The 24825-nt window shown below is 69.6% G+C and carries 20 protein-coding genes and 1 pseudogene; 7 read left to right on the top strand and 14 right to left on the bottom strand.

What is annotated here, in order from left to right:
* Positions 1-56: 56 nt before the first annotated feature.
* Both CTZ28_RS36840 and CTZ28_RS36835 read left to right on the top strand, forming a co-directional pair.
* Entirely contained in the window at positions 57-1688 is a 1632-nt protein-coding gene (locus CTZ28_RS36840) for an acyl CoA:acetate/3-ketoacid CoA transferase (protein ID WP_220795519.1), read from the top strand.
* The gene (locus CTZ28_RS36835; RefSeq protein WP_183154773.1) at positions 1685-2005 is read left to right on the top strand and encodes a DUF993 family protein; all 321 of its coding nucleotides are present in this window, start codon (positions 1685-1687) and stop codon (positions 2003-2005) included. Before CTZ28_RS36840 ends, CTZ28_RS36835 begins: the two co-directional genes overlap by 4 nt.
* Before the next feature lie 248 nt (positions 2006-2253).
* Here the strand turns inward: CTZ28_RS36835 and CTZ28_RS36825 are convergent, their stop codons facing one another.
* From CTZ28_RS36825 to CTZ28_RS36805, 5 genes are all read right to left on the bottom strand, one after another.
* Entirely contained in the window at positions 2254-3330 is a 1077-nt protein-coding gene (locus tag CTZ28_RS36825) for an alpha/beta hydrolase family protein (protein WP_147481252.1), read from the bottom strand.
* Positions 3331-3359: 29 nt separating this feature from the next.
* Complete coding sequence (locus CTZ28_RS36820; protein WP_147481251.1) at positions 3360-5162, bottom strand: alpha/beta hydrolase; 1803 nt, start codon at positions 5160-5162, stop codon at positions 3360-3362.
* A gap of 18 nt (positions 5163-5180) precedes the next feature.
* A complete protein-coding gene (locus CTZ28_RS36815; protein WP_121894096.1) occupies positions 5181-5552 on the bottom strand; it encodes a hypothetical protein in 372 nt (123 codons plus the stop codon).
* A gap of 64 nt (positions 5553-5616) precedes the next feature.
* Positions 5617-6102 carry a sigma-70 family RNA polymerase sigma factor gene (locus tag CTZ28_RS36810; RefSeq protein ID WP_398657518.1) on the bottom strand — a complete coding sequence of 162 codons (486 nt, stop codon included), beginning with the start codon at positions 6100-6102 and terminating at the stop codon, positions 5617-5619.
* Positions 6103-6809: 707 nt separating this feature from the next.
* The gene (locus CTZ28_RS36805) at positions 6810-7451 is read right to left on the bottom strand and encodes a TetR/AcrR family transcriptional regulator (RefSeq protein ID WP_121894094.1); all 642 of its coding nucleotides are present in this window, start codon (positions 7449-7451) and stop codon (positions 6810-6812) included.
* A gap of 140 nt (positions 7452-7591) precedes the next feature.
* Here CTZ28_RS36805 and CTZ28_RS36800 point away from each other — a divergent pair, with 140 nt between their 5' ends.
* The 5 genes and pseudogenes from CTZ28_RS36800 (at position 7592) to CTZ28_RS36760 (ending at position 14038) form a co-directional block, all read left to right on the top strand.
* On the top strand, positions 7592-8554 hold the full coding sequence (locus CTZ28_RS36800) for a zinc-dependent alcohol dehydrogenase family protein (RefSeq protein WP_121894093.1): 963 nt from the start codon (positions 7592-7594) through the stop codon (positions 8552-8554).
* 119 nt (positions 8555-8673) lie between these two features.
* Positions 8674-9665: pseudogene (locus tag CTZ28_RS50040) on the top strand (transposase).
* A 677-nt stretch (positions 9666-10342) separates the two neighbouring features.
* Positions 10343-10831 (top strand): GNAT family N-acetyltransferase, encoded by a 489-nt coding sequence (locus CTZ28_RS36780; protein ID WP_183154772.1) that lies wholly within the window; start codon positions 10343-10345, stop codon positions 10829-10831.
* 1344 nt (positions 10832-12175) lie between these two features.
* Positions 12176-13591 (top strand): DEAD/DEAH box helicase, encoded by a 1416-nt coding sequence (locus CTZ28_RS36765; RefSeq protein ID WP_121894088.1) that lies wholly within the window; start codon positions 12176-12178, stop codon positions 13589-13591.
* A 204-nt stretch (positions 13592-13795) separates the two neighbouring features.
* Positions 13796-14038 carry a DUF5302 domain-containing protein gene (locus tag CTZ28_RS36760; protein ID WP_121894087.1) on the top strand — a complete coding sequence of 81 codons (243 nt, stop codon included), beginning with the start codon at positions 13796-13798 and terminating at the stop codon, positions 14036-14038.
* Between the two features lie 18 nt (positions 14039-14056).
* Here CTZ28_RS36760 and CTZ28_RS36755 read toward each other — a convergent pair whose 3' ends face one another.
* The 9 genes from CTZ28_RS36755 to CTZ28_RS36715 all read right to left on the bottom strand — a co-directional run bounded on the left by CTZ28_RS36755 (position 14057) and on the right by CTZ28_RS36715 (position 24716).
* A complete protein-coding gene (locus tag CTZ28_RS36755; RefSeq protein WP_220795517.1) occupies positions 14057-15676 on the bottom strand; it encodes an alpha-amylase family glycosyl hydrolase in 1620 nt (539 codons plus the stop codon).
* On the bottom strand, positions 15661-17316 hold the full coding sequence (locus CTZ28_RS36750) for a glycoside hydrolase family 13 protein (protein WP_121894085.1): 1656 nt from the start codon (positions 17314-17316) through the stop codon (positions 15661-15663). Before CTZ28_RS36750 ends, CTZ28_RS36755 begins: the two co-directional genes overlap by 16 nt.
* Positions 17317-17370: 54 nt before the next feature.
* Positions 17371-18330, bottom strand: a complete 960-nt coding sequence (locus CTZ28_RS36745; protein ID WP_121894084.1) for a nucleoside hydrolase — start codon at positions 18328-18330, stop codon at positions 17371-17373.
* A complete protein-coding gene (locus tag CTZ28_RS36740) occupies positions 18330-19223 on the bottom strand; it encodes a ribokinase (protein WP_121894083.1) in 894 nt (297 codons plus the stop codon). The genes CTZ28_RS36745 and CTZ28_RS36740 overlap by 1 nt, the downstream gene beginning before the upstream one ends.
* Positions 19220-20542: an ADP-ribosylglycohydrolase family protein gene (locus CTZ28_RS36735; protein ID WP_121894082.1), complete on the bottom strand. Its 1323-nt coding sequence runs from the start codon at positions 20540-20542 to the stop codon at positions 19220-19222. Before CTZ28_RS36735 ends, CTZ28_RS36740 begins: the two co-directional genes overlap by 4 nt.
* Positions 20543-20614: 72 nt before the next feature.
* Positions 20615-21445, bottom strand: a complete 831-nt coding sequence (locus CTZ28_RS36730) for a carbohydrate ABC transporter permease (RefSeq protein ID WP_220795515.1) — start codon at positions 21443-21445, stop codon at positions 20615-20617.
* Complete coding sequence (locus tag CTZ28_RS36725) at positions 21442-22317, bottom strand: carbohydrate ABC transporter permease (protein WP_220795513.1); 876 nt, start codon at positions 22315-22317, stop codon at positions 21442-21444. The genes CTZ28_RS36730 and CTZ28_RS36725 overlap by 4 nt, the downstream gene beginning before the upstream one ends.
* A 38-nt stretch (positions 22318-22355) precedes the next feature.
* Positions 22356-23603, bottom strand: coding sequence for an ABC transporter substrate-binding protein (locus CTZ28_RS36720; protein ID WP_121894081.1), 1248 nt, complete (start codon positions 23601-23603; stop codon positions 22356-22358).
* A gap of 108 nt (positions 23604-23711) precedes the next feature.
* A complete protein-coding gene (locus CTZ28_RS36715; RefSeq protein ID WP_121894080.1) occupies positions 23712-24716 on the bottom strand; it encodes a LacI family DNA-binding transcriptional regulator in 1005 nt (334 codons plus the stop codon).
* Positions 24717-24825: the final 109 nt, after the last annotated feature.

The following is a 24825-nucleotide window of genomic DNA, read 5'->3' as shown; positions in this document are numbered from 1 at the left end:
CCTCGCCAAGCCCTGCGCCGAACCTCTGACAATCCGCGACCCGCGAAGGAAGAAGCATGACCATCCCCACCCACCCGGACCCCGCGCCCAGGGCCTCGCGCCGGATGCGCGGCGGACCACGCTTCCTTGCGGCCCGCGAGGCCGTCAGCCTCATCCGTCCCGGCGACACAGTCGCCATCGGCGGGTCAGGAGGCGGCCTCCTCGAACCCGACCTGCTGCTCCGGACCCTCGGCGAGGCATACGGCCAAGGCGCCGGCCCCGGCGGCCTCACCCTCGTGCACACCACCGGGATCGGCGACCGCGAAGGCGGTGGTATGGACCACCTGGCCAGGCCGGGTCTGGCCCGCCGGATCATCGCCGGCAACTGGGGCATGGCACCCGAGATGAGCCGCATGGTCACCGACAACCAGTTCGAGGCTTACAACTTCCCGCAAGGCGTGATGAGCCAGCTGTTCCGCGAGATCGCGGGCGGCCGTCCCGGCCTGGTCACCCATGTCGGCCTCGGCACCTTCTGCGACCCCCGGCTCGAAGGCGGCCGGCTCAACGACATCACCACCCAGGACCTCGTCGAGGTGATCACGCTGGGCGGCCGCGAGTGGCTGTTCTACCCCGCCTTCGGCCTCGACGTCTGCCTGATCCGGGGCACCGCGGCCGACGAGAACGGCAACCTGTCCCTGGACGAGGAGGGCGCCAATCTCGAAATGCTCTCCATCGCGCAGGCCACCCGCAACTCCGGCGGCCTCGTCATCGCACAGGTCAAACGAGTCGCCGCCGCCGGCTCGATCCCGCCACGCTCGGTCGCCGTGCCGGGCATCTGCGTCGACGTGGTGGTGGTCAACCCCGCCCAGCGGCAGCTGGTCACCCACGACTACAACCCCGCGTTCTCGGGCCAGCACAAGCAGGCACTGAGCCACCTCGAACCCTTCCCTCTCGACCAGCGCAAGGTCGTCGCGCGACGGGCGGTGGCCGAGATCCGTGACGACGACGTCGTCAACCTCGGCGTCGGGATCGCCGACGGAGTCGCCTCGGTCGCCGCCGAGGAAGGCTGGTCCGACCTGTTCGCGCTGACCATCGAGCAGGGACTCGTCGGCGGTGTACCGGCACGCGGAGTCATCTTCGGCGTGGCCACCAACCCGACGGCCATCCTCGACCAGCCCTACCAGTTCGACTTCTATGACGGCGGCGGCCTGGACATCACCTTCCTCGGATTCGCCCAGATCGACGGCCTCGGCAACGTCAACGTCTCCAAGTTCGACCAGCGCGTCGTCGGCACCGGCGGTTTCGTCAACATCTCGCAGAACGCCTCGACCGTGGTGTTCTGCGGGACCTTCACCGCAGGCGGCCTGCACGCCGTACCGCACGACGGACGACTCGACCTCACCACGGAAGGAAAGCACCGCAAGTTCGTCGACAAGGTCGAGCAGGTCACCTTCAGCGCGGAGCAGGCCCGACTGCGTGGCCAGAAAGTGCTCTACGTCACCGAACGAGCCGTCTTCCAGCTCGGGGAGCGCGGCCTGGTGCTGACAGAGGTCGCCCCCGGTATCGACGTCCAGACCGACGTACTCGACCGGATCCCCGGCCCGATCGAGGTCGCGACCCCGCTGGCCGAGATGGACGCCGCCCTGTTCACCGACGCCCCGCTGGGCACCGCATGGCGCCCGGCCCACAACCAAGGACACCCTGCATGACGGTCTCTTTCCCCCGCCCGCTCCCTGCTCCTGAGCCGGACGGCACCCTCGCCGCCCAGCGCGGTAACGGCCTCGACCGGCCCCTCGCCCAGGGTCTGATCCGCCGTTCAGCCACCGAAGCCGCCTCGGTCGGCGGACGCATCGTGTGCGGGGCGATGACCGACCAGCTCGAACCGGACCGCACCTGGACGAAGGCCGACCTGGCACGTGCCTACCTCGAGCAGGTGGAGTGGATCCAGGACAGCGGCGCCGTCCTCGGCCAGATCGACGGCCCAGTGTTCCATGGAGACACTGCGCGTCCGGTTCCTGGCGAGTGAGTACGGCACCAGGCCGGTTCACGGGGGTCGGATCCACTCGCTCGGGCTGGACGAGAACGGGGCGCCGGTCATCGTCGAGCTTCACGGCAATCGCGCCGAACTCCGCGGAGACGGCCTGTACGCCCCGCGAAGCCGGAGTCGGCCACCACGACCGTGCGTGCTCCCTCGGCGGTGAACCGCTCCAGGAGCACGCGGCCGATGCCCCGGCCTCCTCCGGCGAGGACAATGTGCTTGCCAGTACACGTGAATCAGCTTGCCGGCTGATGGGCGGTGACCCGGACGCCCGAGAATCCGTTGACGACGACATCTCCGGCAGATTTGTCGCCGAGCATGTGGAACCGGAAGAAAGAAACGATGTAGCGGCTCGCGGCGCTCTGCTGCTGGAGCTGACTCCAGGTGTTCTCCGGGGTGCAGCTGGTGTCGTTGTCGTACGCCCACTCGGAGTTGAAGAAGTTGTGGTTCGCGCCGGCGAGGTCGACCTCATAGAAGGGGACCTTGTTCCGTCCAGCTGCGTTCTTCGCGAAGGTGCGGCGGTTCATGGCCACACCCCCGTCGCAGTCGCCGGCCAGCACCGCGAACGGGATCTGTGTGATGAGGTAGTTGAGGTGCTCGGGCGAGTCCGGGTCGGACACGTGGTAGTCGGCAGGCGCGAGCGGGACTGCTGCCCGCAAGCGGACGCCGCGGGGAAGGTCGGCCGCGTGGATGTCGGCGGCCTGCCAGACCACGCCTCTGCCGCCGCGGGAATGCCCCATCAGCCCGACGTTGGTCAGGTCCAGCTTGCCGCGCAGTGCCCGCAGTGGCGCGGCCAGCGGCCCCTTGCCGTCGTTCGCGTCGCGGAGCATCTCCAAGTGCTTGTTCACCAGCGCGGCGCGCGCCATGTCGGCGGACGTTCCCAACTCACCCGCGTTGATGCCGTTCACGCCTACGGAAACGGCGACGAATCCCTGTTCCGCGAGTGCTTTCGCGAGGTAGTCGTACCCGGTGTAGCTCCGCGTCGGTGGCGTTCCCTCCGGGCAGGGCCACCCCATGGTCTCACCGGCGCACGTGTACCAGAGACCGTGCGCGAGCATCACCACCGGGCGTGGCCCGCGCAAGGATTGCGGATGGTGCACGACAGCCGTCAACTCGATCTTGGCCTCCCTCTCCCTCTCCTCGTCGAGGAATCCCGGAACGGTGAAGGCGGTCTCTCCCAGTGTGTACTCGATCCGGGAGGTGTCGTTGTGCGCGGCGGCCGCTGCCGGTGGCGCCGGGACGGTGATCAGGGCGGTCAGCACCACCAGAATCGTCGCGGTGAGCACCAGGATCTTCATCCTGCCGAGTTTCATGTGAGTGTCTCCCATCAGAGGTGTTGGCGTCACTTGTCCGTTGAAGGGCAAGACAGCCCGTTGCGTGGCACGTCGAGCGACAACAGGTAGGTGTCGCTGACCTGCCGGGTGCAGTCACTGCGGTCGTATACGCCGTGCCCGGACCCCTCGTAGGTCACGAGCACGGCTGCCTGGCCTTGCTGGCGCTGCACGGAGGTCGCGTTCTCGTGCGAGGTCGAGGGGTCGTGCCTGCTGTTGATGAGCAGGGTTGGCACCTGCGTGCGCATGGTGCCCGGCCGTTGCGGAGTATGGGTCTCCGGACCGCCGAGGCAAGCCGTCATCGCAGCGTTGCCGCGATTCGACCCGACGGTGCGCGGGGAGACCTGCTTCTCCCACCGCGTCAGCGCCGCGTACTCGGCGTAGGTGCGTACGCGGAAGCTCAGATCGGCACAGGAGATGGTCGTGAACGCGGTGGCGAACAGCGAGGTGTCATGTGCATCATCCGAATGAGTGGCCGACGGGGTGGCGATGCCACCATCGCGCAGCGACAGCACCCACGAGCTGAAGTCGTCCCAGTCCGGAGCGTAGGCCGATGAGGTCAGGGTGGCGCTGAGGTCGTACGTGGTGATCCGGTTGGCCGGGTCGTCCGGGGCGACGAGCTCACCGCGGTCCGCCCTGGCCATCAGGTCGTCCCACAGGTCACCGATGTCCAGCCCGTGCAACGGTGAGGACGGGGTGCGGCCGTTCCACAGATTCCACTGCTCGAACGAGTCTGCCGCGGCTCGGGCGGACGACGCCACGTACTCGCGGGCGTTCAGGCCCCGGTCCACCACGGAATCCAGAAGCATCGCGCGCACGTTGTCGCCGTGGTGTTCGGCGTAGCGCTGGCCGATGACCGTGCCGTAGGACAGCCCGTAGTAGCTGATCTTTCGTTCTCCCAGCGCCTGGCGCAGCGCGTCGACATCGCGCACGACGTCGTCGGTGGAGACGTGGTCCACGATCGGCCCGGAGTGCCGGGCGCAGTCCTCGTGCAGCCGCCGGTTGTGCTCGCGCAGCCTCTCGAACCCCGCCTGGTCGGTGGGGTGTGTTGTAGGTCCGCCGAACTGGAGTTCGGTCGAGCAGCGCACCGGTTGGCTGAGCCCGGCGCCACGCGGGTCAAAACCGACGATGTCGAACCGCGCCAGCACCTCGGGGCTGAAGTACCACCGCGCACCGAACGTGAAGTTGACACCGGAATCGCCAGGGCCGCCCGGATTCACCACCAGCACGCCGATGCGACGGCCGGGATCGGTCGCGCGGTGGCGGGCCAAGGCCATCTGGAAAGTGTCGGAATCAGGTCGATCGGGGTCGATCGGCCTGGTCAGAGTGGCGCATTCGAACTCGGGGCGGTCAGCGCACGGTGTCCACGCGATGGGACCGGGCGTTCCGACAGCTGGGGCTGCGGTTGTTCCCACGAGCAGTACACCCGCCACAGCGGCGAGTATTCGACGCAACATTGGACCTCCTTGGTGGTGTTCGCGTCGGGCGCACCCGGTCACGGTGTGACAAGTGCTTCGGTGGGGGGCGAGCGTGGGCGCGTGCGCCGCCGGCTCGAAGCCGACGAGCACACCGATCACGAGCGCCGCTCCCACACCGAGGCCGAGAACCTCAAGCGGAATGTCCGCGGGCCGGCTGCGGGCGAGTGCGTAGCCAACGGTGCCGAGCGCGCCCAGCAGGGCGCCGGACACACCGCCGAGCGGACACACCGCCGTGGATTCGGTCAGGAACTGAGCGCGCACCTGTCTCCTGGTGCTGCCCGGCGCACGACGCGGGCCGATCCCACCCACGACCCACGCCAGCCCCGCGACCTGCAACTTCGGCTTGAAAACCGCTCAAGGTTCGGTCGTGGTGGCGGCGGAGGGCAGGTCGAGTGTTCCCCCAGTGGCGGCCTCCTCGGGCACCTCGATGACGGGGGAAGACGGGGACGGAGGCATGGACGGGCTCGGCGAGTGCGAGGGGACGTCGGCGGGAAGGCCCGGGCTGTCTGAATTGCTTTCCGCGACGGCGAGCAGTGCGCAGGCAGCAGCCGCGGCCAGGCCGAACAACACGATGATGGTCCGGCGCAGGGGCAGGAAAGAACGCCCGGGCATCGAGGGAAGGGCGGCGGGCCGCAAGTGTTTCAACTCAGCGCTCGTGGCCCGGGCTTCCAGGGCGTCGCGCAGTCGTTGTTCGATCGCGTCGTAGTGGAGCCGGCTGCGGCTCATCGCCAGATCTCCGCAAGCCACCGGCAACGGGAAGGACGGGAGCGCGTCTGAAAGGGGTGCTCGGTCATCGAGGTATCTCCAGTTGTCTGCTGAGAGCGTCCAGGGCCCGGCTGGCAGTTGACTTGACCGTCCCGCGGGAGATGCCGAGGGTGTCGGCGATCTGGGCTTCGGTGAGGTCCGACCAGTAGCGCAGGACCAAGACCTCGCGCTGCCGGCGGGTGAGAAGCTGCAATGCGTTGATCACTTCTTGATGGGTCTCGGCAAGGAGCACGCTCTTGTCGGCGGACGGGACATGGCGTTCACGCTCTGGAATGTAGGCGCGTGCCGTACAGCGTCGGCGCAGAACCGAGCGAGCTGCGTTGACCACGCTGGTTCGCAAGTACGCCTCGGGGTCGTCCAGGTCCGCGAGCCGACGGCCGTGGCGGCGCAGGAGCGCGGCGAAGGCGTCCTGCACCACGTCCTCCGCCGTGGGAAGGTCGTCCACCAGCTGGCCTGGGCTCGGCGCATCAGATCCACTCCGCTGCGGACCAGGGAGTGCAGCGGCCGGCACATGCTCTGCCACCAGGCGGCCGGTGTTGCGGCGGCTGGGATTGTCACTGTTCTCACATGTCTCCTGGACGTCGCAGTACCGGTCCGTCCACCCGGGATCCGCGGGCGTACGGACTGTGCTGCCGGGCCTGAGCCGTGCAGCGTGCGTTCACGTGACTCGCCGGACGACCTGGAGACGATCAGCGGGCCGAGGCACTGAAGAGCCTCACCCTTCCCGAGCCGCGGGCTGCACCGGCTCGGCAGGCTTCGCCTCTGCTACGGACGCGGCGTGGGCCGTGAAGGCTCCACCGAGGGCCACCGCGGCGCCCACAACCGAGACACCCAGAGCGGCGCGAACCCGGCCCGGACGGAGGCTGCGGACAACTGCGTGACGTACAGACATTCTCGGTCCTCGAATCATCGGTTTCGATCTGCCGGCCGACCGTCCGTCATGGGCGACTTCCCTTGCGGTGGCCCTGTGCCGGAGGCGCATCCACCCCGACAGACGTCCCAAGGCCCCCGGGATTGCAGGTCGGGCGAGACAGATACCGGGAAGATTCAGTGATCTGCGTCACTGAGAGGGGATCCTGACGGTGGTTCGTTGACGGCGGGTCTGTGCCGCGACAGGAAGCGGTCAACGCCCGCCACCTGGAACTGCTGCTGGCCGAACCGGCCACCGCCCCGCACCCGTGCGGGGACCTGTGGTCGACAACTCGGGCGACCGCAGGATCACGACGTTCGGGGGGTGTCCTGTTCGGTCGGGGTGAGGCGTGCGGGGGGAGGTAGGGGTGTGTTGTGGGGGCAGTTGGTGAGTGCCTGGATGACGAAGGCCGCGAAGCGTCGGGAGGCTGCTACTTGTGCGGCGGGGGATGCCGTTTGGATGCCCTTGTTGGCCAGGAGCATGAGGATGAGGTCGTCCGGTACGACGTCGGGGCGCAGGTGTCCCGTCAGCTTGGCCCTGTGTGCCAGGTCGGCGATGACCTTGAGCATGTGGTCGCGGCCTGCGGTCACGGTGGTGGCCCGGGGGTAGGCCGACAGGAAGGCCTCGGTGAAGCCTCGGTCGCGTGCGTGCAGTTCGCAGATGTTCTCGATGACCTGGCGCAGGCCGTGCCATGGATCGGGGTCGGTACTCGCCCGGTCGATGATGTCCTGGCACGCCCGCAGTTGATCGGCGAAGGCCGCGGTGACCAGCGACTCCTTGGTCGGGAAGTGCCGGTACAGGGTGGCCGGCCCGACGTGGGCGCGTCGCGCGATCTCCCGCATCGGAACCGTCAGGCCTTCCGTCGAGAACAGCGCCTGGGCGGTATCGAGGAGCCGGTCGCGGTTGTCCCGTGCGTCGGACCGCAGGGAGTGAGGCACATTCCGGGTCACGCTCTCACTTTAGGCTGAACGGACGGGGGCGTCCGGTAGCGTCCGGGACAGAACCGGCCAGGTCACATCCCGGCGCGCGATGTGTGCCGGTTCGAGGCGCTCATGCGTCCGCAACTTCGAGCACGTGGAGGTACGCACCCGTGAAGGCCGTAGCGATCAGGACCTACGGAGGTCCCGAAGGACTGGTTCTCGTCGACCTGCCGGCACCCCGCCCCGCCGGGGGAGAGGTGCTGATCGCGGTCGAGGCGGTGGGGGTCGCCGGCGCGGACGCCTTGATCCGCAGCGGGGCTCTGGCCGCCTACGGCTTCGAGGAGGGATTCGTCCCGGGCAGTGAGGTGGCGGGCAGGGTCACGGCCGCCGGAAAGGGGGTCGACGCGTCCTGGATCGGCCGCCGGGTGTGGGCCTTCACCGGCACGGGAGGCGGCTATGTGGAGCAGACATGTGTGCCGCTCGAACAGGTTCTGCCGCTGCCCCCAAAGCTGTCACCGGTCGATTCGGTCACTGTCGGCAGCTCGGGAGCCGTAGCCCACTTCGGCCTGGCACACGCCCACTTCGCCCCGGGAGAGGCAGTGCTGGTGCGCGGGGCGGCGGGCAGCATCGGTGTCATGGCGGTGCAACTGGCGGCCCGCAAGGGCGCCTCCGCGGTGGCGGTGACCACATCGTCGGCCGAGCGCGGAGAGCGCCTGCGCCGGCTGGGCGCGACGCATGTACTGGACCGTGCCGGCGACGGTGGCCCCGACGCCCCGGCGGGCTACGACGTGATCCTCGACATGGTGGCCGGTGACGCTCTGCCGTCGTTCTTCGACCGGCTCAACCCGAACGGGCGCATGGTGGCCGTCGGAGCCGTGGGAGGGCAGCCGCCCGCGGACTTCGGAACGACGCTGATGGCGCAGTTCCAGAAGTCGATGTCGTTCGCCACCTTCAGCGCAGCCACGGTCAGCACCGCGGATCTGCAGGCCGTACGCCGCGACCAGTTCACGGCCGCGGCGCGGGGCGACCTCACGGTGGTGGTACACGACGTGCTCTCACTGGACCAAGCCACCCTGGCACACCGGAAGATGGACGCCGGCGAAGTATTCGGCCGCATCGTCCTCACACCCTGACCAGCCGCAGTCGCAGTCGCAGCCGCAGCCGCCGGGAGCATTCTGATCGTTCGCGATCCGGGGCGAGCTGACGGCTCAGCCCCAGTGACGGTTGTCGTGGGCCGCGTTGTGTAGGGGGAATGAGGTATCCCGATGGCGGTGGATTGACAGCCGGGGAACGGGCTCGGCGTGAGCAGGTCCGGCTCGCTGCCGCTGACCTGATCGAGGCCGGGGCCGGTGACCGGGAGGTGGCCCGCTGGTTCAGGGTGACCCGGGTGTCGGCGAACCGGTGGCGGCGTGCGTTGGCTTCGGTCGGTCGGCGGGCCCTGATCTCCAAAGGCCCCGGCGGCGCCCGCCGCCAGCTCGACTCGGGACAACTCCGTGTACTGGCAGCAGTGTTGGATGCCGGGCCGGCCGCCTCCGGCTGGAGTGACCAGTGCTGGACACTGGCCCGGATCGCCGAGGTCGGGCGCCGCCGGTTCGCCGTCGAGTACACCCTGGCCGGGGCTGGACCTGCTGCTGCACCGCATCGGCTGGAGCGCGCAGGTCCCCTCCCGGAAGGCCACCGAGCGGGACGAGGTGAAGAGCAGTGGCCCATCATAAAAAGAGGGCGGCGGACCGCACCTGGGGCCGCCGGGGCCGCACCCCGGTGGTGCGGGTCACCGCAGCGGGCACCAAACGCGTCTCGATGGCCGCGCTGATCTGCACCAAGCCCGGCCGACGGCCCCGGCTGATCCACCGCATCCACCTCGACCGTGGTTCCGCCAAAGGCCGCCACAAGGGCTTCACCGAGACCGACTACGCCCGTCTGCCGGACGCCGCACACCAACAGCTCGGCGGCCCCATCGTGCTGGTCCGGGACAACTTGAACACACACGTCAGCCGCACCATGCGCGAGCTGATCGCCGCCCGATCATGGCTGACCGTCTACCAGCTGCCGCCGTACGCTCCCGAGTTCAACCCCGTCGAGGGCGTGTGGTCGCACCTGAAGAGATCGCCGGCCAACCTCACCGAGCACAACCTCGACCAGCTCACCGCACTGGTGAAGACGCGGCTGAAGCAGATGCAGTACCGCCCCCGCCTCATCAAGGGCCTCATGGCCAAGACCGGACTCGATCTCCAACCGCCGTAACCTCAACCATTAAAGATCTCTAGAAGAAGCCCAGCTTCTTCGGGGAGTACGAGACCAAAAGGTTCTTCGTCTGTTGGTGGTACAGCGCAAGCAGCTCGCTGACCTGCGAATATGGCAGCCGTGGGGACCTTGCAGGGACTGCTGGCCCGGGAATGGTCCGGATCTTGACTCGGAGTTCGTCGTGGCCGCCGGTGACCTGTCGGCCCACGCGGACGCCGGTCACCTGGCCTCCGCGGCCGGGAGCGCATCTGCTCGATGTCGGTCGGGCGCGGCGGTCGGTGGCGAGCAGCAGCCGTTCCTCCTGGGCGGACTCTTCGTCGCAGTGCAGGGGCTTGTGCGGGGATGCGGGGCAGGGATCCGGAGCGGGTCGGGAAGGACGCGGCGATGGCGTCCACGACGGAGGCGAGAGCGTCGTCCTCGGCCAGTGTGGTAAGCACGGGGTGCGGGAGGCGTCCCGTACCGTGTGCATCAGGTGCGCGGCGGCCTCGCGCAGGCGGCGTCGGGCGTGTTCGGCCACGATGATCCGCGCGTACGTGGGTGTGTGCCGGGGCGATTCGGCGGCAGTGGCGTGGCCGAGCGGGGCCTGGGCGAGGGGTTCCGGGGAGCGGTGCAGGAACGCCTGCACGAGCAGCCGACCCGCCGCACGAAGGCACTTCCCGGTGCGAAATACTCTCCCGATGAGTTCACGCACTTCCCCGATCAGCCAGCCGGTCACGATACGGAGGGCCGTCGCGCGGGATGCCAAACGGCTCACGCGGCTCGTGCGCGGCTCAGGCGCCTACGAGGGTAAGTACGCAGCCGCAGTCGCGGGCTACCGGGTCGGTCCTGATTACATCGAGGCCCACCGCGCCTTTGTGGCCGTCAGCGCCGACGAGCATGGAGGCCGGGTCCTCGGGTTCTACTCGCTCGTCCTTGCTCCACCGGAGCTCGACCTGCTGTTCGTCGCCGATGAAGCGCAAGGGCGGGGTATTGGGCGATTGCTCGTGGCGCACATGCGGTCCGAGGCCCGTGCTGCCGGGATCGACCGAGTCACGGTCGTGTCGCATCTTCCCGCCGAGGACTTCTATCACCGCGTCGGTGCGGTGCGGACCGGGACCGCGCTCGCGAACCCGCCCGCCGTGCCGTGGGACCGTCCCGAATTCGAGTTTCGCATTCCTTCGGAATGACGCGGTGTGCCGGTCGGCGGGGCACCGGCTTCACTGCATGGTGGCCGGCTTGCAGGAGCCGCTGGACGCCGCGCGCTCCGTATGTGTCGTCTCCTCTGCCCGGCGCCGTGATCGCCTGCGCCAGCGGTCTGCCCCTCAAGGCCCGGACCTTCCAGGCCAGGGCCTGGGCATGGCTTCCATGGTCGGGTCGGGGCTGGCGGGTGCGTTGGTCATGGATGTTCCTCGTCGTCTTTCTCAGGCGGAGCGGCCGGGCTTGATGGGTATGGCCAGGGTGGTGAGAGCGTCGCGGTCGGCGGAGCGGATCGTGACGGGCTGGCTATTTCCCCTCAGGTCGAGCATCACGTCGGGGCCGGATCGTGGTGCTCACGGCGGGATAGAGCGTGGTCAGCTCGAAGCAGATCTGGAGGGCCTGCCCCGTCGCGGTAGCCGGGAGGGGATGTCGGGGTGTTCGTCATCTGCTGACACGACGTCACTCCCTGGGCGGCAACGTGCAGCGCGATGCGCTCGCCGGGGTTTCTTCGCGGCAGTCGCACCAGCCCGCTGCGGCGGATCTCGGCGACCGCCGGCCCGCATCTCATCGCCGTTGACTGTGCCGGCCCACGTCTGCCTCGGTGGATCAGTCGGCACCAGGGTTCGGGTGGAGAGCCGGTATCGGTCAGTCGCGGTCAGGACCTGCTCGACCGCATCCGCCGGCACGGGACCCTTCAGCGCCGTGATCGGAAGACCCGTGCACGTTCCCGAGCGCGGACTTGATGACAGCAGCCTTCTGCTGTGCTGCCGCCGCGTCTCCCACGACCTTCGGCACATGATCATCGAGCAGCCGGGATACCTCGGCAGCCCCGGAACCCAGTACCGCCTCGACACCAGCGCGGGGCATGGCAATCTCACGGAACTGGCGCAGCACGGTCGCCCGCGCCACCTGGTCAGCGCTGTAGTAGCGGTAGCCCGAGATCGGCTTCCGCAGGTCGTAGCCTTGATCGCCGCGTCCGGGTCAGTAAATGGTCAGCATCGGGCCGGACGGCGTCCGGCTTGTTGACCTGCACCCGCAGCAGGGGCCTGCTGCCCCGCCCGGCGCCCCGCTCGTAAGGCTCGATGCGTGGCTCGACAGCTCGCCCGTGGGGTGGGGCCGTTCTTCAAGGGGAACGGTTGTTCCAGGCCAACCCCCTGCCAGCACCCGTACACAGGGGCGATCGGTAGCAGCGGCGCGAGGTTATGCCATGTGTTAGTCTCACGTGTTTGCGTGGTCGTCGCGGTGGGCGATTCTGCCTGTTCCGTTCGGCTTGTGCGTGGGCTGTTCAAACCTGCCGGGCCTTCCTCGGTACGTTCCCTTGCGGAAGGCTGTTCATGAAGCATCCCAATGACTCCGGCATCGCTCACGGCAGTCCCGCCCAGCCCGGGGCAACGACCCCGGCGCTGCTCCCGGCCGTCACCTTCGCCGGTCTGGAACTGCCGGCGGAGGTGCTGCGGACACTGAGCGAACTCGGGGTGCGCGAACCCTTTCCGATCCAGGCCGCCACACTGCCCGATGCCCTGGAGGGGCGCGACATCCTGGGACGCGGGCGCACCGGATCAGGCAAGACGCTCGCCTTCGGCCTGCCGCTGCTGACACGTACAGCCGGGCGGCGCGCCGAACCGAAGCAGCCCCTCGCTCTGATCCTTGTGCCCACCCGGGAGCTGGCCCAACAGGTCACCCAGGCGCTGGCGCCGTACGCCGAGGCACTGCGGCTGCGGATCGCCACGGTCGTCGGCGGAACGTCGATCGGCCGGCAGGTCACCGCGCTGCGCCAGGGAGCCGAGGTGGTCGTCGCCACCCCCGGACGCCTGCACGACCTGATCGAGCGCAACGCCTGCCGCCTGGGACGGGTGGGAATCACCGTGCTGGACGAGGCCGACCAGATGTGCGACTTGGGATTCCTGCCGCAGGTTGCCGACGTGCTCGACCAGGTGCACCCCGACGGTCAGCGGATGCTCTTCTCGGCCACTCTCGATCGCGACGTCGATCAACTGGTCCGCCGCTACCTCCACGACCCCGTCGTCCACTCGGTCGACCCGACCGCGGGCACGGTCACGACGATGGAGCACCACGTTCTGGTCGTCCACGGCCCTGACCGCTACGCCGTCACCACGGAAATCGCCGCCCGCGACGGCCGCGTACTGCTGTTCCTCGACACCAAGCACGCCGTCGACCAGCTCACCCGGCATCTGCGGGCCAGCGGGGTGCACGCCGGGGCCCTGCACAGCGGCAAGTCCCAGCCACAGCGCACACGGACCCTGGCGCAGTTCAAGAACAGCCAGATCACCGTTCTGGTGGCGACCAATGTCGCGGCCCGTGGCCTGCACGTCGACGACCTCGATCTCGTGGTCAACGTCGACCCGCCCACCGACGTCAAGGACTATGTGCACCGGGCGGGCCGCACCGCCCGCGCCGGTGAGTCCGGCAGCGTGGTCACGCTTGTGCTGGCGGGCCAGCGCCGCGAGACGAGCCGCATGATGGCCGAGGCCGGCATCGAGCCGACCGTCACCAAGGTGCGCTCGGGTGAGGCGGAGCTGAGCCGGATCACCGGCGCCAAGACTCCCTCCGGGATCCCGCTCGACGCCGGGCCCGCCGTCCCCCGACCCAAGAACACCAACGCTCCCTTCCGCGGCCTCGGCACCAGCAAGGGCACCTCCCGTGGCGCCGGCGGCAAGTCCCGAAAGGCCGGCGAGGCCCGCAAGCTCGCCGAGGCCCGCAGAGCCGCCCTCGTGCGTCGCAACGGCTGAGAGCCGTTGCCCTGGCAGCCTGGCCACGGGATCGACAACCCTCGGCCCGGCCCGAAGCCGTCCCGTGCGCCTCACCTACGAAGTCAACGCCTTGGCCGCGAGAGGGATATTCGCCGAAACGGAGCAGGATGACGTTGCCGGCGCCTCGCACTGCGCCCAGCATGACAAGCTGTGCTTGCCCACCCCCGAACCCAGGAGGTCACCATGACCGCAGAGCCAGTATCTACGGAAGGTTCGGAGCCGGCTGCCCCCGAGACGTCCCCTCTGGAGCCGGACAGCGACGGCAATTACGACCTCAAGCGCAAGTTCCGCGAAGCCCTGGCGCGCAAGCGCGGTGCGCAGGCGGACGCCGCTGATGCTGCCGCCAAGTCCGATGCGTCGAAGGTGCGTTCGGCGCACGGCCCGGCTGCGAGCCAGCGGTCGTTCAGGCGCAAGAGCGGCGGCTGAGTCGATGAGTCCCGCGAACTACGGGTAGTAGGTCTCGTGTCGCCACCAGACCGCCGTGTCCGGCGGAAGGGTTCCGGTCTCGTCGAGGGGATCGCTGGCGAGCAATGCCCGGCCCGGTGGCAGTCGTGCCCCCTCGTCGTCCATGGCGATGAAGACCGAGATGCCGTCCGGGCGGGCGCATTCGACGAGCCCGTTCTCGTGGAGTCGCCACCGGGCCGAGAGGCCGGCCGATGCCCCGGCCGGGCTCAGCAGCTCCCGTCGGACGCGCACCGCGGTGCGGAAGAGTTCCAGGGTGGAGCCCGCCGCGTCCGTCTGGGCCTCGACCGCGTAGCGTCCCCACCCTGGCGGGACGGGCAGCCATGGCTCGGCCGCCTGCGGGGGAGAGAAGCCGTGGGTGCCGGTGCTCGCGACGGTCCAGGGCATCGGGACCCGGGCTCCGTCGCGCCCGATGGCGGCGCGTTGCCACATGGGGTCCCGGCGACGGTCGGCCGGGACGTCGACCTCGGGTAGCCCGAGTTCCTGCCCCTGGTAGACGTAGACGGCTCCGGGCAGGCCGAGCAGGGCGAGCAGGGCGGCCCGGCCGCGCCGCCGGCCGCGTTCGCCGGTGCCGAACCGGGTCGCGGTCCGGACGAGGTCGTGGTTCTCCAGTGCCCAGGTGGTGGAGGAGGCGTACGCGTCCCGGGCGGCCGCCAGTTCGTTCCCCGTCCGTACCCACGCGGTGGCGTCCCAGCCGAGCTGGGTGAAGGTGAAGGCGAAGGACTGGTGCAGCTCGTCGGGCCGGGTGTAGCGAGCGGCCCGCGGCGCGGGAAGGTTGACCTCGCCGACCAGCAGTCGTGCCGGCTGGTAGCTCTCGGCGATGCGCCGCCAGCGGCGGTAGACGTCGTGGACGGGCTCCTGGTCCATGGCGAGCGGGTTGGAGCGCAGGCCGTCGATCACCTCCGGTACCGCGGGGCTGTCGGGCAGGCCGGGCTGCTTGTAGAGCCCGTGAGCGACGTCGATGCGTACGCCGTCGGCCCCGCGGTCGAACCAGAACCGCAGCACGCCGTCGAAGTAGTCGTGCACGGCCGGGTGCTCCCAGTTCCAGTCGGGCTGGCCGCTGGAGAACAGGTGGAGGTACCAGTCCGGGTCGGTGGGGTCCTGCTCGGGCGCACGGGACCACGCCGGGCCGCCGAACACGCTGAGCCAGTTGTTGGGAGTGCGCTCGTGGGCCGTGCCGCGGCCCGGGCGGAAGTGGAACAGGGATCGATCCGGCGAGCCGGGCTTCGCGGCGACGGCGCGACGGAACATCGGATGGCTCGTCGAGGTGTGGTTGGGCACGAGATCGACCAGCACCCGGATGCCGGTGCGGTGCGCGGCGCCGAGCAGTTCGTCGAAGACGCGCATCGAGCCGAACAGCGGGTCCACGTCGCAGTAGTCGCTGATGTCGTAGCCCTGGTCGATCTGGGGCGAGGGCTGGAAAGGGGTCAGCCAGACGCCGTCGACCCCCAGGGAGGCGAGGTAGGGCAGGCGCTCGATCAGCCCGGCCAGATCGCCGACGCCATCGCCGTCACTGTCGCTGAAGGAGCGTGGGTAGACCTCGTAGATGAGCGCGTTCCGCCACCATCCGTGGTCCTCGGCGGGGTTCAGCATCGCAGCCATGCGGTGGTGGCGGCAGGCAGCGTCGATCCCGTCAGGGGGGCGCTGGTGAGCAGCAGCTCGCCGTCGGGCAGCGGGCAGGGCGCGGCGCCGAAGTTGGTCACGCTCACCCATTCGTTGGGGCGGCGGAAGGCGAGGACGTCGTCGCGGCCGGTCTCGATCCAGGTGAGTTCCTCCTCCGTCTGGAGCCGGCGGCGCAGGTCCAGGGCGCGCCGGTAGAGCGAGAGCGTCGAGTCCGGGGCGGACTGTTCGGTCTCCACCGAGCAGCCGGCGAACCAGCGTGGCTGGGGCAGGTGCGCGCCGGCCGCGCCGAAGCCGAACGAGGGGCCGGTGGCCGTCCAGGGGAGCGGGACGCGGCACCCGTCGCGGCCGGCGTCCACGCCGGGGTTGCGGAAGAAGGTCGGGTCCTGCCGTGCCTCGGCGGGTATGTCGGCCACCTCCTGAAGCCCCAGCTCCTCGCCCTGGTAGAGGTACGCTGAGCCCGGCAGGGCCAGTTCGAGCAGCGTCGCCGCGCGTGCCCGGCGCAGCCCGAGGGCCGCGTCGAGTGGGGGTTCGGCGCCGCCGGACAGCAGCCAGGCGCCGCCTTGCTTGACCTTCGCGCCGTTCAGCGGGGGGAGGCCGTAGCGGGTGGCGTGCCGGACGACGTCGTGGTTGGACAGCACCCAGGTGCTCGACGAGCCCGACTCGTGGGCCAGTTCGACGTTGAAGGAGATGATGTCGCGGAACCGGGCGGCGTTGAAGTCGGCCTCCAGCAGGTCGAAGTTGAAGGCTTGCCCAAGTCCTTCCGGGCTCGCGTAGCGGGCGCGGCGGTCGGAGGCGACCCACGCCTCGGCCACGGCCGTGCGGGGCGGGGTGTACTCGTCGAAGACCTTCCGCCACTCGGCGTAGATGTCGTGGACGTCGTCGCGGTCCCAGAGCGGGTGGTCGCCGTCCTTGGGCAGGGCATCGAGTTCGGCCTGGGAGGGCAGCTCCGTGGGAAGGCGCTTGGCCAGCCCGTGGGCGACGTCGATGCGGAAGCCGTCGACGCCCCGGTCGGCCCAGAACCGCAGCGTGGTCAGGAAGTCCTCGTGCACCTCGGGGTTGTCCCAGTTGAGGTCGGGCTGCTCGGTGGCGAAGAAGTGGAAGTACCACTGCCCGTCCCCGACCGGCTCCCAGGCGGGTCCACCGAACGTGGAGGTCCAGTCCGACGGCGGCAGCTCGCCGTGGGCACCTCTGCCGTCGCGGAAGACGTAACGCCGGCGTGCCGGCGAGCCCTTCGGCGCGGCCAGTGCCTCCTGGAACCACACGTGGCGGTTGGAGGTGTGGTTGGGCACGATGTCGACGATGAGCCGGATGCCGGCCTGGTGCAGGGCGGCGACCATCGCGTCGAAGTCCTCCAGCGTGCCCAGGCGGGGGTCGACGTCGCGGTAGTCGTCCACGTCGTAGCCGCCGTCGGCGAGCGCCGAGGGGTAGAAGGGGCTGAGCCAGACCGCGTCCACCCCGAGCCGGGTGAGGTACGGCACCCGGGAGGTGATGCCGGGGAGGTCGCCGATGCCGTCGCCGTCGGAGTCGGCGAAGGAGCGGGGGTAGATCTGGTAGACGACGGCCTGCCGCCACCAGGTGTCGTCGGCGGAGCTGGATGAAGCGGGCGATACGGCGGTCATGGGTCCTGGTGTTCCTTCTGCTGGGGGAGGGGGAGTTGCTGCGCCGGCTGCGGCTCAGAGCGCGGCGAGCCGATGCAGGAGCAAGTTGACGAAGCGCTCGGCATCGACGTCGCGCGCGATCTCGCAGTTGGGCGGAAGCTCGTCGGGATGCCCGGCGAGGTCGGCCACGGTGATGCCGCGTGCCACGCCGTCCAACGCGACCTCGACGTGGGCCGGTTGCCACTCGATCAGGTCGGGATGGGCGATGGAGGCGACGGCGAGGGGATCGTGCAGGTGGAAGCTGCCGTGGGTGGTGGAGTGGGGGTAGCGCCGGCGCAGCGTCTCGATCCAGCCCAGCCCGCACTCTCCGGCGAAGCGACCGAAGTCGCCGCCGGTGGCGGCGAGCACGCCGGCCTGCTCCTGGCTCATCCGCACCTGGTAGGTGACGTCGAGCCCCACCATCCGGACCCGGGCGCCGGAGCGCAGGACGCGCACGGCGGCTTCCGGGTCCGCCCAGATGTTGAACTCGCCCGGCACCGTGGCGTTGTTCTGGGTGCCGAAGAAGTAGCCGCCCATGAGCACGATCCGGTCGATCGCGGTCGCCAGCTCCGGTTCGATGGCCAGGGCGGTGGCGAGGTTGGTCAGCGGGCCGATCTGCGCCAGCGTCACCTCGCCGGGGTGGGCCATGACGTGGTCGACGATCGCCGTCGCGGCCCGGCGGTCCGACGGCGGGGGGGACCCGAACCGCTGGAGCACGTCGCTTTGCCGGGAGCGTGCACGGCGGATGCCGAGGAGGGCGCGATCCGCGCCGCGTACGACGGGAATGTCCGACCGCCCCAGCCGGCGCAGGAGTTCGAGGGCGAGCACGGTGGCGCTGTCGACGTCGGTGTTGCCCTCGACGGTGGTGACGAGGTCGAGGTGGAGTGCCGGCTCGGCGATGGCGTAGGCCAGGGCGAAGCCGTCGTCGATGTCCTCGCCCGGTGCCCCCATCGCGACATCGGTGTCCAGAATGAGTCTCCGCGGAGAATCGATCATCACAGTTCCTCTTCCTGCAGCTGCGCCCCACGATGGGTGACGGCGCGCGTACCGGCCTGGACCGCCGCTTTGACGGCGTCCTCGAGGGTGGCGCCACCGGCGAGCGTGCCGGCGAACGCGTCGCCGGCGCCGGTGGTGTCGACGGCCTCGGCCGCCGGCCCCGGGATGTGCCTGACGTCGCCGGCGCCGCCACCGCAGCTCACGGCGTACGTCCCTTCGGCGCCGCGGGTGATGATCGCCGAGGCGGCACGTCGGCCGGCCTCGGCGGCGGCGCTGGCGACGTCCGCGGCCACCCGGCCGCTCGCCCAGAGAAGCGCGTCCGCCTCGTGCTCGTTGCCGACGAGCGGATCGGCGGCCGCCACGACATCGGCCGCCGGCGGAACGTACGGCGCGAGGTTGAGCACGACACGCCAGCCCCGTGCGACCGCGAGACGGGCGGCGTGCTCGATGACCTGCACCGGGATCTCGGCCTGAAGAACGAGGACGGCCGGCTCGGGGATGGTGTCGAATGCGGCGGTCACGGCGGCCGCGCTCAGGGAGCCGTTCGCGCCGGGGATGACCACGATCACGTTCTCGCCGGCCGCGTCGACGCTCACGACCGCGGCGCCGGAGTGACCGGTCTTCAGGGTCTCGACCGCGGTGATGTTCACCTCGGCCCGCTCCAGGGTGGCGAGCAGGTCCTGCCCGTCCGGGCCGACGGCGCCGATCATCCGGACGTTCCCACCGGCCCGGGACGCGGCGGTGGCCTGGTTGGCGCCCTTGCCGCCGAGGCCGGTGTGCAGGGCGCCACCGGTGACGGTCTCGCCGGGTCGTGGCAGCACCGGCGTCTCGACGGTGAGGTCATGGTTGATCGAGCCGACCGCGACGACCGGGCAAGGGCTGGTCCGGATCATCGGCCGGCCTCGGCCAAGGCCAGGGTGCGGGTGGCGAGCTCGCTGATGCGCGAGCCGTCGTATCCGCGCACGGCGCTGCGGACGCGGTCCGCGAGCGGGGCGACCAGGTGTTCGGGCAGCTGGGAGGCGCCCAGCAGCGCACCCATCACGGAGCCGACGGTGGCGGCCGAGGAGTCGGTGTCGTAGCCCGCCTGCACCGTCAGGCCGATGGCGGCGGCGGGGTCGTCGCCGCTCCACAGCAGGCCGGCGACGATGACGGCGGCGTTGTTCAGCGTGTGCACCCAGCTGTGCTCGCGGAAGGTGGCGTCGACCCAGGCGATCGCCTCCTCCCAGCTGCCTCCCCGCCGGTGCAGCTCGACGACGTGGCCCACCGTCTGCGCCAACCGCGAGCCGCGCGGCACGTAACCGAGCGAGCGCTCGACCGCCTCGGCGCAGGAGCCGGATACGAACGCCCCGGCCACCAGCGCCGCGGCCCACATCTCGCCGTAGATGCCGTTCCCGGTGTGGGACAAGCTCGCGTCGACGTAGGCGAGCCGCGCCGCCGCCAGCGGAGCGCCCGGGTTGACGTAGCCGAAGACGTCGGCCCGGATGAGGGCGCCGATCCACTCGCGGTAGGGATTGCGGTAGCGGCCGGCCTCGCCGACGGCGACACCGGAGACGATGTTGCGGTAGGTGGCCCGCTCCGCGGTGAAGGTCTGCAGGAAGGGCAGCTTGTCCAGCCACTCCCGGGCGACGTCGTCACGGGTGAAGGAGCGCCCGTAACGTTCGAGGAGATGCAGGCCGAGCACGGTGTAGTCGACGTCGTCGTCACGGGGCATCCCGTCTACGTGGCCGAGCGTCGCCTCGGTCGCCGAGGGATTGAGCCGCTCGACCCCGGCTGGCAGCCGGTCGCTGAGCGGGATGTAGCCGCGCAGGGGCCAGGCGCCCGCGTCGGCGAGGTAGGCGCGGATCTGCGCGGGTGTCAGTCCCTCGACGGGCTTGCCGACGCAGCAGCCGGCGCACCGCCCGTACCAGGCGCCAGCGATGCGGTCGGCGAGGTCGTCCGCCGCGGAGGACGCCGGAGTGGACGCCGGGGAGGCGGCGCCGGGCAGCCGGGCCAGGATCGTGTCGAGGTCGTCGGGCTCGTCGTAGGGCCAGTCGGCCGCGCGCTCGGCGCCGGCCTCCAGCAGGGGCAGCAGCCCGCGCAGGGCCGCGCGGTCGCCGGCCGCGCGGGCCTGTTCGATCCGGGTACGCAGGTCGGTCGGGACGCGGTGGCCGGTGAGGAGGAGCTGGTCGACCTCGTCGGGGACGGTGTCGCAGGGGTCGAGGACGTCATGCATCGTCGGAGGGCGCCTTCTTCGCGGATCGGGTCGGGCGGGGGAGGGATGCGGGTCGCAGGCTCGTTGGGCGCGCTACTTGACGGCACCGTTGGCGACGCCGCCGATGATCCACCGCTGCGCGAGCAGATAGATGATCATCATGGGGGCCATGGCCATGAGGTAGGAGGAGAAGGCCAGGTTGTAGTTCGTGGAGAACTGGCCCTGGAAGGCGTACTGGGTCAGCGGCAGCGTGTACTGGTTCTGGTCGGAGAGCACGACCAGGGGGAGCAGGAAGTCGTTCCAGGTCGAGAGTCCGGTCAGGATCGCCACGGTCGCGTTGGCCGGGGTGAGCAGGGGAAAGATGACCCGCCAGAACCGCTGCCAGGCGTTCGCTCCGTCGATCGTCGCGGCCTCGTCGATCGCGATCGGGATGGTGCGCATGTAGCCGGTGTAGAGGAGCACGTTGAACGGCAGGTTGTAGACCACGTAGAGCAGGGCCAGCCCGCCGAGGTTGTCCAGTCCCAGCCGGCTCAGCTCCTTGACCAGCGGCAGCATGATGATGGGGAACGGGATGAAGAGCGCGGAGAGGAAGTAGAAGAACACCCCCCGGAACGCCCGGCGATGCATGTTGCGGGCGATCGCGTATCCGACCAGCGAGTTGGTCAGCACGGTGAAGACGACGACCACCGCGGTCAGCAGCAGGCTGTTGCCCAGCGCGTGCCAGAAGTGGGTGACCCTGATCGCCTCGCTGAAGTTGCCCCAGTGCAGCGAGTGTGGCAGGCCCCACAGGCTGCTGCCGGCATCCGAGCGCGTCTTGAGCGCGGTGACCACGGTCAGGTACATCGGGGCCAGGATGCTGAGCGAGCAGAAGAAGAGCAGGCCGGTCAGCAGCCAGCCGGAACGCCGGCGCACGGTCGCGTTCACGCGCTCACCTCCCGAGCACGCAGCGCCCGCAGTTGCACCAGTGACAGCATGGCGATGACCACGAAGTAGATGACCGCGTTGGCCGACTGGTAGGCAAACTGACCGCCGGTGAAGCCGTTGTGGTAGATCAGGTACGAGATCGACTGGGTGCTCGTGCCGGGTCCGCCGCCGGTCAGCGCGACCACCAGGTCGAAGACCATCAGCTGGTTCTTCAGCGACAGCACCATGTTGATGGTCAGGAACGGCGCCAGCAGCGGGAAGGTGATCCGCCAGAACCGCTGCCAGGAGTTGGCGCCGTCGATCGTCGCCGCCTCGAGGACGTCACCGGGTACCGACTGCAGTCCGGCCATGTAGATCACGATCGTGGTCGCGCACGACTGCCACACGGCGACCAGCACGACGCCGAGCCACGCCAGGTGCGGGTTGCCCAGGATGCTGTCGGACAGCCAGGAGATCCCCAGCGACCTGCCGATGCCGGTCAGGCCGGAGGAGAACAGGAAGTTGAAGACGTAGCCGATGACGATCGTGGCCAGCACGGCGGGCAGGAAGAAGATCCCCCGCAGGAGCCCGCGGAACTTGATGTTGCGGGTGAGGCACACCGCGATCGCCAGGCTGATCGCGTTGACCACGACTGTGCTCAATGCGGCGAACCCGAGGGTGAAGCGGTAGCTGTGCAGCACCGAGTCGTCGGAGAACAGGTTCACGTAGTTCTCGAAGCCGACGAACTTCCAGTCGCCGTATCCGGTGGAGTCGGTGAAGCTGTAGAAGACGCCTTCCAACGCCGGCAGCGTGTGGAAGAGGAAGAAGAGCACGATCGCGGGGACGGCCATCAACCAGTAGGGGTTGACGCGTCTGAGGACGGCCCTGCGCACGACCTTCCCTCGATGTGCTTGAACGGTGCCGGCCACGACTACTTGATCCCGTTCTTGCCGAAGTCGGAGTCGACGTCGCCGAGGTACTTCTTCGCGTTGCCGTCGTAGAGGAACGTCTGCGTCAGCCCGGCGAGGTTGCTCGCGCCGGTGAACATGCCATCGGGGTACATCGCGGTCTTGTCGGTGTCGATCCACTCCTTCTTCAGCTGTGCGAGACCGCTGTCGCTCGGCGCGACGTCGTTGCGGACCGAGATCAGGTGCTGGTCGTCGGCGTACTCCTGCTGGGCGGACTTGGAGAACAGGAAGTCCACGAACTCCTGTGCCTGCTTCGCGTGCGAGCCGCTCTTGGCGACGCCGACGACGGAGTCGGGCCCGGACAGCAGCAGGTTCTGGCTCGCGGTGTCGCCGGTAGGCAGGACGAACTCACCGATGTTCTTGTGCGCGTTGATCGCGGTTATCTCCGGAATCGCCCAGGTCCCCTGGACGTACATGGCCGACTTGCCGTTGGCGAAGGCCGCGTTCCCGTCGTCGTAGGTGGTGCCGAACGGGTCGGACTGCGCGAACTTCTTCAGCTGCAGCAGCCGGTCGGTCGCGGTCCGGTAGGCGGCGCTGCCGGAGAAGGTGGCGCTGCCGCCCTGCAGCTTCTGCCAGAAGTCGGACCCCTGCGTCGGACCGGCCAGGGAGTTGAGCAGCAGCTTCGCGGTCCAGTTGTCCTTCCAGGTGAACTCGAAGGGCTGCTGACCGGCGGCCTTGATCTTCTGGGCCGTCTGCACGAACTCGGCCCAGGTGGTGGGGACGGACAGGCCCAGCTTGGCGAACTCGTCCTTGTCGTAGAGCACCACCTGGGCGTTGACCGTCCACGGCAGGGCGTACGTCTTGCCGCCGGTCTGGCCTGCCTTGTTCGTGTAGTCGATGGCGGCGGTGGCGTTGACCGCCTTCGCCGCCGCGGTGCCGGTCTGCGGCGCGAGGACGTTGGTCTTGGCGACATCGTTGTAGACGCTGACGTTGACCGCGATGACGTCGGGCACGTTGCCCTTGACCAGGGCCGTCTTGAGCGCGGTGAGCGCGTCGGGGGCGTTGTTCTGGACGACGGTGATGTCCGGGTGGCTCTGCTCGAATTCCTTGATCAGCTTGTTGACGACGGCGATCGACTCGCTCTTGCTCTGGAAGAACTCGATCTCGACCTTGCCACTGGAGCCACTGCTCCCGCCGCAGGCGGCGAGCGTGCCGGCCATGGAGAGAACCAAGGCGAGGCCGGCTGATCTCTTCAGGGGGCGTGCGGTCATGACTTCTCCTTTGAAGTGGGTGAAGAGGCTCGTGTCGTGGCTGGTGAGGGCATACCGGGACGGCCCATGGGCGAAGGATGAGACCCGCGGGCGGCGTGCCGTCCGGGGTCAGGGACTGGGCGGTGCCGGCACGGCCTGGGGCCGCCGGTCGGCGATGCTCCCGCGGTGGGTGATCGTGTGGGGCAGGATGTGCGGCTGGGGCCGGATGGAGGAGAGCAACTGCTCGACGGCCAACTCGCCCATGTGGTACAGCGGCTGCGTGACGGTGGTCAGGGCCGGATGAACGTGCTGGGCGGTGGGCGTGTTGTCGAAGCCCAACACCGAGACCTGGGCGGGGACGCGGTAGCCGAGGCGCTGCAGCTCGTTGACCGCGCCGGCGGCCATCTCGTCGCTGAGCGCGAAGATCGCCGTGATGTCGGGATGCTCCGTCATCAGGGTGCGCACGGCCGGAGGTGCACTGTCGTAGAGCGAGTCACCGTAGGCGACGATCGGTGCGAGCCCTGCCTCGGCCATGGCCCGCTGGTATCCGCACATGCGCGGCGTGTTGACCAGCACCGACTCGGTGTCGCCGGTGATGAGGCCGATCGTGTCGTGGCCCAGCCGCTGGAGGAAGCGGGTGCCGTCGTAGGCGGCGAGGTCGTCGTCGATGGCCAGGCTCGGGAACCGGGAGCCGTCGCGGATCGCCACCGCCGTGAAGGGGATGCGGTCACCGAGGGCCCGCCGGATCTCGGCTGTGACCACGGTGGAGATGAGGATGACCCCCGCCACCCGGAACGCCCGGAAGTTCCGCAGGTAGCCGGGTGCATGGACGGCGTGGGGCCCGGTGCGGCCCAGCATCACCGAGTAGCCGCGAGCACGCGCGGCCGCCTCGATGCCACCCATGATCTGGGACGCCAGCGCGTCGGAGACGACCGGGGCCAGCACCCCGAGCACCGGACTCTGCCGGGTCTTCAGTCCGCGGGCGAGGGTGTCGGGCTCGTAGCCCAGCCGGGAGGCCGCCTCCTCCACCCGCTGACGGGTCTGCTCGGAGAACCCGGTGAGCCCGTTGACCACGCGCGACACCGTGGCGGGCGAGACGCCCGCCACGCGAGCGACGTCGCGGATCGTGCTCATCGGACTCCCTCGAATCGGAACGCAAACGGTTTCCTACGCAAGGGGACATTAGGAGAGTGGCGCTCGCGACGCAATTGTTTACTAAACACGTATACCGGTGCTCGCGCGG

Source organism: Streptomyces shenzhenensis (genome assembly GCF_003688995.1).
GTDB lineage: Bacteria > Actinomycetota > Actinomycetes > Streptomycetales > Streptomycetaceae > Streptomyces > Streptomyces shenzhenensis_A.
This window is presented reverse-complemented; position numbering and strand designations above follow the sequence as displayed.